This window comes from Paenibacillus sp. 01T442 (assembly GCF_056398345.1).
Window position 1 is genome coordinate 1 of the sequence record NZ_JBFTPF010000110.1, and the last position, 13,249, is coordinate 13,249.

Annotated in this window: 12 protein-coding genes, 1 pseudogene and 1 riboswitch; of the genes and pseudogenes, 2 read left to right on the forward strand and 11 right to left on the reverse strand. The window is 42.0% G+C overall.

The window, feature by feature from the left end; all coding sequences use genetic code 11:
• Positions 1–280: 280 nt before the first annotated feature.
• Positions 281–1,282 (reverse strand): glycoside hydrolase family 130 protein, encoded by a 1,002-nt coding sequence (locus AC1DLM_RS32715; protein ID WP_441990214.1) that lies wholly within the window; start codon positions 1,280–1,282, stop codon positions 281–283.
• Positions 1,283–1,390: 108 nt separating this feature from the next.
• Here AC1DLM_RS32715 and AC1DLM_RS32720 point away from each other — a divergent pair, with 108 nt between their 5' ends.
• Complete coding sequence (locus AC1DLM_RS32720) at positions 1,391–2,257, forward strand: helix-turn-helix domain-containing protein (RefSeq protein ID WP_441990215.1); 867 nt, start codon at positions 1,391–1,393, stop codon at positions 2,255–2,257.
• Between the two features lie 390 nt (positions 2,258–2,647).
• On the opposite strand, the pseudogene AC1DLM_RS32725 reads toward AC1DLM_RS32720, so the two are convergent.
• From AC1DLM_RS32725 to AC1DLM_RS32745, 5 genes and pseudogenes are all read right to left on the reverse strand, one after another.
• A pseudogene (locus tag AC1DLM_RS32725) lies at positions 2,648–3,597 on the reverse strand (VWA domain-containing protein).
• A 178-nt stretch (positions 3,598–3,775) separates the two neighbouring features.
• Positions 3,776–4,735, reverse strand: coding sequence for a D-2-hydroxyacid dehydrogenase family protein (locus AC1DLM_RS32730; RefSeq protein WP_477572321.1), 960 nt, complete (start codon positions 4,733–4,735; stop codon positions 3,776–3,778).
• Between the two features lie 241 nt (positions 4,736–4,976).
• Complete coding sequence (locus AC1DLM_RS32735; protein ID WP_441990217.1) at positions 4,977–5,486, reverse strand: GrpB family protein; 510 nt, start codon at positions 5,484–5,486, stop codon at positions 4,977–4,979.
• Positions 5,487–5,537: 51 nt separating this feature from the next.
• Positions 5,538–5,966 (reverse strand): N-acetyltransferase family protein, encoded by a 429-nt coding sequence (locus tag AC1DLM_RS32740; RefSeq protein WP_477572322.1) that lies wholly within the window; start codon positions 5,964–5,966, stop codon positions 5,538–5,540.
• Between the two features lie 53 nt (positions 5,967–6,019).
• Entirely contained in the window at positions 6,020–6,613 is a 594-nt protein-coding gene (locus AC1DLM_RS32745) for a histidine phosphatase family protein (RefSeq protein ID WP_441990219.1), read from the reverse strand.
• Between the two features lie 177 nt (positions 6,614–6,790).
• Between AC1DLM_RS32745 and mreB the strand changes: the two genes are divergently transcribed.
• Positions 6,791–7,840, forward strand: a complete 1,050-nt coding sequence (gene mreB / locus AC1DLM_RS32750) for a rod shape-determining protein (RefSeq protein ID WP_441990220.1) — start codon at positions 6,791–6,793, stop codon at positions 7,838–7,840.
• An 80-nt stretch (positions 7,841–7,920) separates the two neighbouring features.
• On the opposite strand, the gene AC1DLM_RS32755 is transcribed toward mreB, so the two are convergent.
• The 5 genes from AC1DLM_RS32755 to AC1DLM_RS32775 all read right to left on the reverse strand — a co-directional run.
• On the reverse strand, positions 7,921–9,315 hold the full coding sequence (locus AC1DLM_RS32755; protein ID WP_441990221.1) for a sensor histidine kinase: 1,395 nt from the start codon (positions 9,313–9,315) through the stop codon (positions 7,921–7,923).
• Positions 9,316–9,537: 222 nt separating this feature from the next.
• Positions 9,538–10,518, reverse strand: coding sequence for a GAF domain-containing protein (locus AC1DLM_RS32760; RefSeq protein WP_441990222.1), 981 nt, complete (start codon positions 10,516–10,518; stop codon positions 9,538–9,540).
• 120 nt (positions 10,519–10,638) lie between these two features.
• Complete coding sequence (locus AC1DLM_RS32765) at positions 10,639–11,577, reverse strand: methyl-accepting chemotaxis protein (RefSeq protein WP_441990223.1); 939 nt, start codon at positions 11,575–11,577, stop codon at positions 10,639–10,641.
• 26 nt (positions 11,578–11,603) lie between these two features.
• Entirely contained in the window at positions 11,604–12,326 is a 723-nt protein-coding gene (locus tag AC1DLM_RS32770) for an MCP four helix bundle domain-containing protein (RefSeq protein WP_477572323.1), read from the reverse strand.
• A 68-nt stretch (positions 12,327–12,394) separates the two neighbouring features.
• Positions 12,395–12,492: riboswitch (guanidine-I (ykkC/yxkD leader) on the reverse strand.
• Between the two features lie 90 nt (positions 12,493–12,582).
• Positions 12,583–13,249: polysaccharide deacetylase family protein (locus tag AC1DLM_RS32775; protein WP_477572324.1), on the reverse strand; the 667-nt coding region annotated here is incomplete at its 5' end.

The following is a 13,249-nucleotide window of genomic DNA, read 5'->3' on the forward strand; positions in this document are numbered from 1 at the left end:
CCCTAGTTCCGTAAGGATTATGACTATCATAATCTTACGACACCTCTAACTACGTACCATCATACGCATCCTTAGTAACGGCTGGAACCCGGGTCAGCTTACTCACATGCTTCAGCTTTCCTTCTCGGAGAGGATTTTCTACGAAGTCTTGAACATTGGCTCTCAGCATGTGCCAACTCTCTGTGGATCAAGGGCTCCTTATACTCTTTCTCGTCAATGAATTTATTCGAACATTTAGTTAATTCATTCTTACATCTTCATCATCAAATGTCAACAGGCGCTATTTATTTCCTTCCAAACATAACTTCACCAAATCATCCACATGAGCTGTCGCCAAACATTCAACTGTATCAGCGGCGCCATAGTAGATCTTCACTTCACCATCATCTTCAAGAATCATGCCACCTGGGAAAATGACATCATTACGGAAGCCCCCATCTGTTTCATAACTAACTTCCGGTGCTAATAATGGCTCCTTATAAAGTCCGATAACCTTACTCGGATTTTCCAAATCAAGCAGCATAATACCCGCTGTATAGCGCTTTTTCCACGATGCTTCCCAGCCATTTTTACCACGGTTTGAATCGATATCAACGGCATGGATGGTCGTTAACCATCCCTTGGACGTACGAATTGGAGGTGCGGCAGGTCCAATTTTATCATTCGCGTAAGGCACATGCTCTACACCTAGAACGAGATTCGTTTCTCCCCAATATTTGAGATCAGGCGAATGCGAAAGCCAAATATCAAATTGATCTTTCCCTCGGCTGTAAACCGGGAAAGGGCGTTCCAAACGGACATAATTCCCATTAATTTTCTCAGGAAAAAGAACCATATTCCGGTTGTCTGGTGCTGACATTGACAAAATTTCAAACTTATCAAAGTCATCCGTTACCGCAATCCCGCCTCTAACACCATGGCGTGTATCTACCGCGAAACACATGTAAACACGTCCGTCCATCACGGTAAGTCGAGGGTCATAGACGCGTGTGATTTCTTCGTCATACAGCTTCCAACATGGTTTCGATTGTACATTCCAATGAATGCCGTCTTTGCTGTAGGCAAGACCAAGATCGGTTGTATGCGAAGGCTCTAGCGTTTGATCCTTGACAGAGCCGTGGTCATTTCGGAACACCATGATATATTGACCTTGGAACTTGGTAACGCCAGCATTAAATGTAAGCGCTGTAGGATAGGGCACGGAATCTGCCGTGAGGATCGGGTTAGCAGGATGTCTTGTAATAACAGAACTGGATGTTAATGAACCAATGGTTAAGGTCATGAGAGTTCCTCCTTCATTCTTATCTATTAATAGGTTACAATAAGTGTGCTTACTATACCTATCAATCCTTGAACAAACCTCTCATTTCTTGAATAGGCAGTGATTCTCATGACATTTCCCATCAATAAGCAATTATCGGATTATCCCAATATTGGGGCATTCCCCTTTCATTTATCCATTAATCGGGTTGATCAGCATTTTCCCAGCCATCGTCATGATTTCTTGGAATTCTCTTTGGTTGTTGAGGGCTACGGTTACGAAACCGTTAACGGGCAAGTACATCCTATGCAACCTGGAACCTTTACCCTACTGCTTCCTTATCAAGTGCATGAAATCAATGCGAATCCTGGCAGTCCACTCATTCTGTTCAACTGTATGTTTGGATTGGAGCTACTTGGGGATCCAGCGGAGCGCTTACTTCTCTCAGATAACAATCCATTCTTAACTCACTATGACTTGAGTGCTGAACAAAGTGAGCTCCTGAGACAGAAACTGCAAGGTATGCTTTGTGAATATGAGCAATCCGCTGATATCTGGCAGCCTCTTCTCTTGAAAGGAGAGCTCCAACGTATACTTGCATTTCTTTACAGGCACCATCCTAGCAGCTCAGACGTACAGCCGAATGTATCCGAATTGTCGTCCAAAACCGCCTTACCATGGGCCATACTTCGCTATATTCATACGCACTATCGTGACCCGCTCACGTTGGAGTTGATCGGCGCTCATTTCCATTGTCATCCTTCTAGGGTGACGCAAATCTTATCTCAACATCTTGGCGTTACCTTCGTAACACTGCTTCAGGAAACGCGGATTCGACACGCTTGTAGTTTGTTAGCTACAACCGAAATGAAGGTAACTGATATCGCGTTTGAAGTCGGCTACGAATCGTTCGCTAGCTTTAGTCGTAATTTCCTAAAACATGTAGAGATTTCACCGACCCAGTATAGGGCCTCTATGAGGGTGCAGCTGAAGTGAAACAGAAATAGAAATACCCGACTGAGCTGGTGCTCGGTCGGGTATTTTCGCATGCTATAGGTAGGAGTTTCGCAATTCTCCTGTGCATTTTTTTAATAGATGGAATTTCTACAGTTAATTAGTGGGATTTTCTAGAAAATCTCATAATAGATGGAAAACCCGTAGTTAATTTTGGCCATTATATCCGATTTGAACAAAAACGGTAGTTTTACCTACATGTTTTACAGTTAATTCAATTTCCCGAGGAAATCCATCGGAAATAGCTGTATATTTTCCAGTTAAAGCAGATGTCTCCATTGCGAAGATCACCGAATCTACAAACTCCACCAACGCATCTGATTAGCGAGATCTCGCGTTCGTTTCCTGAGCGTCCAACCGAGCTTCACCGCGCTACTTCTGCCCCTGCTTCACACGCTCAGCAAGTACCGAGAGGTCTTGCCCTTTCAACGCGCCTTCAATTAACTCAGGCAGCTTATCTGGTGAACAGCCAAAACATGGGATGCCCTGCTGAGCTAGCTTTTTCGCAACAACATCATCGTATGAAGGCACGCCTTGATCAGTTAAAGCAAGTAAACAAATTGTTTTCACACCAGATTGGTGCATGTCGATCAATCGTTGTATCATCTCTGTTCGATTGCCGCCTTCATAGAGATCCGAGACCAAGATAAACAACGTTTTCTTCGGCTCCGCGATAAAAGAAGAGCAATACGCGAGGGATTTGTTAATATCCATCCCCCCGCCAAGCTGAATCCCAAACAACATGTCAACGGGATCCGTTGCACATTGTTCGCTTAAATCCACAACCTCCGGCAATGGTGAATGCTGCCTGCGGTTGAGTGCGCCAGTAACTGCACGTCGTAAATCCTGTGATAGTCGTTTCACGATTTCATTGACAACCGCTTTGACGAGTTGCCTCACGGTAACTTTCGTTTTCTCTGGTATTTTCCCTTTGAGCGCCATTAATGTCGCCACCATCTGAATGTCAGGCTTAACTTGAGATAGCAGTTCTGGCTCAAAGAGCAACTGTTTCAAGCCCTTGCGCTCAATTGCATCGGATTGGATGACAGAAACGACATCTGGAGGGAAAAAAGTACGGATATCGCCAAGCCACTTGGCTAGCTTGGGGGACGATGGCCCTTGTCCGGCTGCTTTACGTGAATGGCCGCTCTGGGCGGAATCCTCTCCGATGAGCCGCCCGTATCATCATAAATGGCTGCAAGCGCCTCATCCATAAGACGAGAATCTTCGTCAAGCATAGCATCACCTGCACCGTATGATTGCAGCTTTTCTTCGGACGCTGCGCCTAATATCAAGAGCAATCCCAGAGGCAAGACCAAGATATAATCGCCAGCTAGACCTCGGATTTTCTTGCGCCCAGCCGAACCAGATAAAGCTGGACAACCCAAATACTGAAGCATACATGGCGTAATCCCTCACGTATTTTCACTTGCACACCACCTAGTTTCGATAGTTATCGAGTCTATCTATTCCTCTGCCCACGATAGTTAATGTGATTAATTAATTCAATCTTCTAACCGGTACTCCGGATAAATAGGCTTCAATATCTTCAACCACTTGTTTGTAAAAGGCTTCATAATTCGCTTTCGCTACATAGCCAATGTGCGGTGTCGTGAGTAGATTCGGAAGTGTCCGATAGATATCGTCCTTAGGCAAAGGTTCCACTTCGAACACATCAACAGCCGCTCCAGCGATCCATCCGTCTTGCAAGGCTTCTGCAAGTGCAGCTTGATCTACGATCGGAGCTCGTGACGTGTTGATCAAATAGGCCGAAGACCTCATTCGCTTAAGATCTTCCGCTTGAATCAACCCTCTTGTCCGGTCACTTAGAACAAGATGAATCGACACAAAATCACTGTTCGCCATCAGCTCCTCTTTAGTAGCTGCAAGTCGCACACCGACCTCGTCGGCCCGCTCTTTCGTTAAATTCTGACTCCATGCCATCACATCCATGCCAAATGCGTGGCCAAATTTGGCAATCTTCGTACCTAGGTTACCAAGTCCAATGACACCAAGCGTCTTGCCGTACAAGTCCGAGCCAACCGTGCTTTGCCATTGACCATTGCGAACCGCATTGTGTTCCGTGACAATTTTACGAGCAAGGCCTAATAACAGCGCCCACGTGAGTTCGGCTGTTGCATTACCTGCTCCTCCCGTGCCGCATACCACAATGCCTTGCGACGCAGCCGCGGCCATATCGACAGAAGCATTGCGCATCCCAGTCGTGATGAGCAACTTCAGTTTAGGAAGCTTTGCAAGTAATGACGCGCGGAATGGCGTCCTTTTACGCATAATGACGATAATCTCGCAGTCTGCGATCAGTTCAACCAACTCGTCGATTTGGTCGATATGCCGATCGATCCGCTTGACCTCCACCTTATCCAAAATCTGCGACCAATCCGCAGATGTCAACGCTACTTGCTGGTAATCATCTAATATTGCACAGCGTAGTTTCATCATAACGCTATCTCCTTTGTATTAATCTAATTGGCGAACCACTTGGAAGCTATCTCCAGTATCTACCAATTCGAACAATTTACATCTTGATTTGGGCATTTGAAAAGGTTGATGAAGGCTCAGCGTCCAGGTTCCTTCAAATGTCCGGAACATCATCCCATGACCACTGTCTTATATCGGCCAACAGTTGGCCTTTTTGTGGATTATTTACATCACAAGCGGCATTATAAACAGGCATATGAAATCAACTCCTTTGGGCTAATTCAATAATCGATTGAATGAAAGGTGCTTTCATTTGCGTATACGTAGCTCTATCTTCAACATATATGGAAGCAAGGTGCTTTTTAAGCTCGGCATACGCTTCTGCTTGCTTTGGATGGCTTCTTAGATAATTACGGAAGAGGAGGTTATTGTTCCATTCGTCACTGCTTTGTTCATAAACATGAAGGTGATGTGTACCCTTCTTCCGCTCTCCCTTCCGAAAAAACCTACGATTGGGAAAATCCATTTTAGGAACATATTCATAGCCAAGTGTACTTAATGGTTCAATAAACATGTCAGCATCGTCGAGATTCTTCACACCTACTGCGATATCTAGAATTGGCTTGGAAGGCATCCCCATGATCGAGGTGCTTCCGATATGCTCGATTTGAATGGCATTGCTCGGTAAAACTTGAGATATCTTCTTTTTTTCATTTTCGAATTCTCGGATCCAATCCAGATTATAAGCTTCGATGACAACTTCTTGTACCACAGGCATCCCCCTTTCCTTTTCGGAACAAAATCTTTTTTATTACTTATTAGTTTATAAATATTTTTTGAATCCTTTGCTAACTGATCCGTTATAACCTTCCCTTTCGAAAAATATGTGAGCTCTCTCACGCTTAGCGTTACTAAGTAGCATTATTTTATGGCAATCTATGGATACACAGTACGCTTCAACATGTTGTAAAAGTGCACTGCCAATATGCTTACCACGATGATTTTCATGAACAATTATATTTTCAACCAAGCCATAGGGTCTTAAGCCATGTAGGGCTTGAAGACAAATGTTTAATGTGAGTGTTCCTRAAAGTTCTCCTTCTTCCTCATAAACGAATAAAAAATTTGTAGGATCCATTCTGATTTTTTCGATTTGTTCTTCAAACACTTTCATTTTCTTGCTAGTAGGAACTAACATTCGATAGAGTCCGAATAATTGATCTCGATCTGTTTTTTCTGCTTCACGAATCAATTGTATCCGACGCTCCTTTATCCTCTGGATCTCCATTTCTCTCTAATTCCCCTTCATCCATTAAATTCACTATCTGACCATAACCGCTCAACATGGTGCAATTTATTTTCTTCAAACTCGAGCTTATAAATATCAGGTTTACTTGTTTGCTTCCAAAATTGAAATCCATACTTGTCGTCAAAATAGTTCAATATAATTGTCATGATATTTCCATGAGTGCCGATGACCAATTTCTTACCTTCATTCTCTGATAGCAATTGCAAGATGACGGGAATCGCTCTCTCCTGTGCTTGTCGTGTTGTCTCGCCTTCCGGCATGCAATAATCCATATCGGTAAAGGATCGTTCAATTCCATTGATAAGCTCCTCTTCAGCGACTGGATAATTCAAGCTCGCAATGGGTCTTTCAATGAGTTCATTGTAGAGCATAATCTCTTTCTCTAGGATTTCAGCAAGCGGAGACACTGTTTCTTTCGCTCGATGGTACGCACTCGATACAATAACATCAATGTCTTCATTTTTTAACAACTCAGCGACTCTTTTTGCGTCTGATTTCCCTTTATCCGAGAGACTAGCTCCACCTTGTAATTCATGTTCTAGCGAAAACGGAGCAAGGCCATGTCGAACCATATATATCGTTGTTTTCATACAATCACCTTCGTTTGGAAGATTTCCTTCTAGTTGGATTAGTTAACAATTCGTCGTCTTATAAATATTTCCTTTGTCATCAGCCCCCTTAAAACTGCAAATGAACAAGAATACTATACAGACGTGAATGCCACCTCCCCACTATGCCTGATTACAATTCAAAGGAGGAAACAAGTAATGTTCAAACAGTTCGATAAGTTATTTGGGATTGATTTAGGTACGTCCAACACAGTTATTTTTGAAAAAGGTAAAGGTATTGTGCTAAATGAACCTTCCGTCGTCGCATTTGATCAACATACAGGTGAATTATTAGCTGCAGGATCAGAAGCGCAAGCGATGATTGGACGAGCCCCCGCGCATGTGGATATCACGTATCCTTTAATACATGGTGTCATTGCAAATTTTGACAAGACCAGCTCGATGCTGAACCATTTTATAAAAAAAATTCAAGGAAGACCCTCATTTCTTCGTAGTTCGCAAATTTACATTACAGTGCCGTGCGGTATTACGAATGTCCAAAAACGAGCGATTGAGGAAACCATCGTTCATCGTGGTGCCAAAAAAGCAATTGCTATCGAGGAACCCATTGCAGCGGCACTTGGAGCTGGACTTATGCTCGACGAACCCATTGGTCACTTAGTTCTCGATATTGGTGGGGGGACTTGTCAGGTAGCCGTATTGTCACTTGGTGGTATCGTCGCAAGTCATACGATCAACCGAGGTGGCCTTTCGATCGATCGCGATATTATGGATTATGTGAAACGTCAATATAACATGGAAATCGGTGAACGCACCGCAGAGCAAATTAAAATGCAAATCGGAACTGCTATCCTTTCAACGGAGGAACGCTCGATAGAGATCCGTGGACGTGATTTGGTACTTGGTTTACCCCGATCTATTCGATTGGTTTCAAGTGAAATATTCACGGTAGTTAATGAGTTCTTGGATGCCTTGATCGAAGCAATTCGAGCAACGTTAGAGCTTTGTCCGCCAGAACTGGCAGGCGATGTTATGGAACAAGGCATATTGCTCTGTGGTGGCGGCGCGTTGCTGGAAGGAATTGATGAACGTATTCGTGCTGATACTGGAGTTGCCGTTCATATCGCTGAACATCCACTCGAGTGCACGGCACTAGGAACAGGTTTAATGCTTGGCGTATATAGATCGAAGAGCAAACCTCTTATGCAGGAAGACTCGAGGGAAGAACGAATCGCTGTTAGTCAATAATAAAAAGCTTAGTCTGTGAGGGAATGTCAAATGTCCCGTAGACTAAGCTTTTTGGTTATGAATTACGTTGTATTTCAATGTTATTCGGACCAGAGTGGCATGATCACCTTCAGTTCCGTACCTTCTTCCGAACTATTTACGATTTCAATATAACCGCCATGGGAGTTGATGATGCGTTGCGAAATCGACAAGCCTAGTCCCATACCTGTTTTCTTAGTTGTATGAAAAGGTGTGAAAATGTGCTCCCATTCATCTGGATGAATACCAGAGCCAGTATCAGTTAATAGAATATGAACCTCATTGTTCTTCGTATAGTAGTCAATCTTGAGAACTTTACGAGCTGACTTCTCCATCGCATCAATACTATTATTGATTAAATTGATGAAGACTTGTCTGACTTTATCTCGATCTATCGAAACGATGATACTTTTATGTTGATTGCATTCGATGCTTACATTCTTTTCTTTCGTTTGTATGGAAGTCAAGGCAATGGATTCTTTAAGGACATCCAGAATGTCAGCTTCTTCCGTTTCGATTTTGCCACTTTTAATAAAATGATTATAATTCGTAAGAATGCTGTTCATATGGTCGCCAGCAATCCCAATATGACTTACCATCCCTTTGGCACTGCCATCCAACTGCTCATTTCGTGACAAGAGGTCGGAATATCCTTTCACAACCGTAAGCGGATTATTAATTTCATGAATGAGTCCCGAAGTCGATATTTCAATTTGTTCTTCTTTCTCTTTCCTTTTCAAAATTTGCGAGGTGTCTCTTATCATTCTTGTACTCATATGTACAAAAATAAAGAAGATAATGATAGAAAACATCATGACCGCAATTTGGCTTGAATATATGAAAGTGCCTGCTTGTAAATTCAATACGCCGATCATATACGTTAATAGGAAAGTAAGACTAAATAAAGTTAGGAAATTTCTCACATATTTATCCGTTACTTTTCTACTTGCGACTAATGTTAAAAGAATACTTACGACTAACAATTTAATGTGGTTAACAAATAAGCTTCCCCATTCACCATAGATCGGGTATAAGACAGTAATCTGGTTCCCGATACCTTGGATCGATTTTAAACCTAGTACACCTAGATCTGTCCAATTGATGATATAAATAAATACAGACCACAACCCATATGCGGTAAGGGTATACTTATTTATGATTAGATTCATCCATTTCGCTTCATCTTTGGATAGATGTTTTAAAGAGATATAACCAACATACAAAAATGCAGGAGGCAGCATGATCGACCCAATTCGCAAGAGTTGAAACAGAAATAAGATCGTATCGATTTTAATCACGTCAATGCTATATAACACACTGACATCTAATTGCCATATACTCATGAAGAACATGAAAAGTACCATGGCGTTGGTTAGTTTCGTTTTAAACAGCATTTTGCACGACATACCTAAAAACAAGGGTACCAAAGACATAGCAGCCATTAGAATAAAATTCATAAATGAACCTACTTTCAATATCACAATTGTTTGATAATTTCCGCATACGCCTAAGTTGTTTTGCGATATCTAGCACATTCCTGAAAAAAAGACCTACAACCAACGGTGGTTGTAAGTCGGTATTATGACTCCGTGAATTATAGCATATATCTTACACTGCGTGAAATAGTAGTAATTACACATATTTATGGAAAAAGACACAGAAAAGTGTGACCTACCCTTTTAGAAAAATTGGTATCCGTTCTTTTCGTTTGCTTTAGCCCGATATAAGGCATTATCCGCATTTTTAAGTAAAATTTTTAACATGCTGTTTGCATTTGACGGATATAACACAATGCCAATGCTAACTGATAAATTGAATGCTTCTAACTGGGTATCCCAACATGATAAACGTGTAAGTAAATAATCAGCTAGTTTACTAGTTTCTTCGCGGCTAGTGAGACCAATCAAATTAATAATGAATTCATCTCCCCCTAATCTAACCGCAAAACCATGATGCAGCTGTACGAAATTCTCAAGTCTTAATGCGACTTCCCTCAACACTAAATCTCCAGTTTCATGACCATACAAGTCATTTATCTTCTTAAAACCATCCAAATCTAGAAACAACAGAGCGCCTCCAGTGGTGGAGCTTTCTTCGAAATATTTATAAAGAAACTGGCGATTGTAGAGTCCCGTCAAAGAATCCCTATAAGCAAGTCGTTCCAAATCTAAGTAATAGGAGAATAGCTTAGCTATTCTTTGGAGCATGATTATGCTCTTCTTGTTGATTTTTTTGGCATTTGTATGAACCGCACACAAAGTCCCAAATGCATCTCCATTCGACAGTAGAATAGGAATCCCTAAATAGGAATTTATATTAGCCCCAACAAGCGCTTGTCTTAAATCATCTAAGTTCGCTTCTTTACTCATATCTTCGAATACTAAAGGTGCATTGTTTTCAAAATCAATACGGTTACAAACCGTCTCGTTAATCTCAATAACCATACCCTCATGAATACCGATATTTTCGTTAGATTCGGAAAGTTTTAATATGATTTGCTGTTTCTTTGTAAAATTAGTCAAATAAATTAAACGGTCAGGCATCGTTTCTTTTGCCATCTCTAGAATATCTTGAGCAAGTTCATCAAAGTTTTTATAAAATTGCAATTCATTTAGTGCTATTAGCATCGCAATCACACTCCATAATTTGAAATTAAGCACGTATCCGATACTTCCTTGTATTCAACAGAAAAAGACGTGACTCCTGCTTGGAACAATCTTGCTTTACAATCGGGTATAAAAAACGAGCAAACGCAATAAGCGTTAGCTCGTATTCTTTATTTAAATATGAAAACGTTGAATCTGTGTATGCAATTCATTCGCAACCTGGGATAGTGTTGCTGCATGTTCTGTTGCGATTTCTACTGTTTCTAATTGTTTTTGCACCATATCAGACACAAATTTCGTGTCTCTCCCGGTGTGCTTACTAATATCAGCTGCTTCGCTGAATGATGCATAGATTTGCTCTGAGCCCGCGGCCATCTGTTGCGACACGCCGGACACTTCCAGTGTATTTTGAAAGATGAGCTGGATATCATTTCGAATTTTCACAAACATGTCACCCGCATGCTCCATGCTGGCTAGACCCACACCAACCTCTACCCCTCCTTGATCCATTGCAACATCTGCCTCCGTTAAGTCCGCTTGAATTTGCCCAATCAACTGCGTGATATGCTCAGCCGATTGTGAGCTCTGACTTGCAAGCTTTCTAACCTCGTCAGCTACAACAGCGAAGCCTCTACCGTACTCTCCAGCATGGGCAGCTTCTATAGCAGCATTAAGTGCCAACAAATTCGTCTGATCTGCCACCTCTCGCATCCATGCAATCACCTGATAGATGGCTTGTGATTTCGCATTTACTTTCTTTACAGCTTGATTCGCGTGCCGAACCGATTCTGTAAGTGCATACATACCAGCTACTGCAGATTCAATAGAATTACTCCCCATCGTTGCTAGTAAAACGGATTGTTCCGATTGCATGGCCATCGTCGACATATGATCAGCTACTCGTTGGATGTCTGAGGCAATTTCCCCCATGGCAAACGAGCTCTCTTCGATCCCTTTGGCTTGCGAATTCGCCCCTTCCGCCATATCCACGGCTTTCTGATCAATATCACGTGTAATCTTCGATGTTTGTTCGGAAGACGAGACTAGATACTTTGTAGCTAGGTTAACTCTGTCGGCTGATTCCTTGACTTGATGAATGAGTCCTTGAATCATATCCATCATCTTATTAAAAGATTGCGCTAACTGAGCAATTTCACCTTGCCTTGGATTTGAATTCGTTCACGTAAATCACCTGAGCTTCCAGACAGCTCGTCCAGCTTCGATTTCACTTGGCGCACCCGAGAAAGGATATGCCTGGTTACTCCTAATGCGATAAGTACCGCAGCTAAAATAGAACATGCAAGCACCACCAGAGCAATTGCTGATCGTTGCTTCACGAGCGTAGCCGTTTGAAGGGAACGTTCCTCAATATGCTGCTCCTGCATGTGTTGAAATCGGTTTAATAATTCAGCAAAGTGTATCCGAAGCTTCGCATAGTCACCTGCAAAAATTCGTAACGTCTGGGCTTTGTCGCTAGCTGCGAGTTCCATCATTTTGGTTTCCAACTCAACCAATTTCACATTACCTGCATCCAAATCACGGAAGATTTGTTTCTCTTCTTCTGTCTGTAGGAGACTGACCGTTTCTTTGATGTGATTATCGATTTGTACCGCATAATTGTTATAAGTTTCACTTTCTGATTTGTTTCCAGGATCAATAATGATCMCTCTAACCGAATCCGTTAACCGGATATCTTCGTATCGTATTTGATTAGCCAGGTTAAGTAAATGCACGTCATCATGCGCAAATCGTTCAAATGAGGAAGACGTCTGACGAAGTGACGCATATAGAATGGAAAGCGAAATTAAAAATAACCCAACAATAATTCCAAATCCTAACAAAAGCTTTCTTCTAATCGTCATCTGAACCCCTCCAATAAGTCACTTTATCCAAAGATAATATAAAAGCCCGAAAGGTATCAGAATCGATAACCTCCCGGGCTTTTATCCCTCCGTGAACACAGCGTGCTGTGTGTTTTCTCTCGGACCTGACCGGCGGTTAGGCCGCGGAACCCTAGAAAACTTTTATATGTTAGATAATATAACATAATTATCGACAGGATTAAACAAAAAGTTTATTTGATAATAAACGAGTGATGAAACCTGACATATTTACAGACTATTTCTGATCGTACACTTGCATCTTTTTAAGTAAAATATCGGAAGAGACATAGGGCATGCCTGCACTTATGCGTGAAATTTCCTCACTGTTCCCTGTGTTAATGTCTTCTTTCGTCGTAAAAAACAAAGAAAATCCTTGCAGTTTCGCTTCCTCAACTACTGACTGATTATATTCCCCTAACGGGAAACAGAGAAATGAGAACTGATTGTGAAGCTTTGTCTTCAGAAACAACTCACCTACCAACAAATCTTCTCTCACGCGCTGCTTTCTCTCTTCTTCCGTCTCCGATCTTTTCTCTTTAGGCAACCAGATTCGATTCGACAGTGGAGGAACTAGGTTACCAGACTCATCCCGTTTTTTCTGATGCAGATCATAGGTATGTGAGTAAAAGCTATAGCCATCACGTCTCATTTCAATAATTTGACTCCAGGTCAGAAAAGGCAAAGATGGATTATCGGAGTCTATATCGCTCAGGATAAGGAAATTCGTCGCCGTATATCCCATCTGCTTCAGCAGAGGATAGGCTTTATCATAAAATGATCGGTAGCCATCATCAAACGTAATCACCACCGCGTTCGGTGGTAATGGCGTCCGATGTGCATGGAAACAAGCGTAGTCCTCGATGGAAACCACATTATAGTGCTTATCTTTAAGAGCTTGCAAG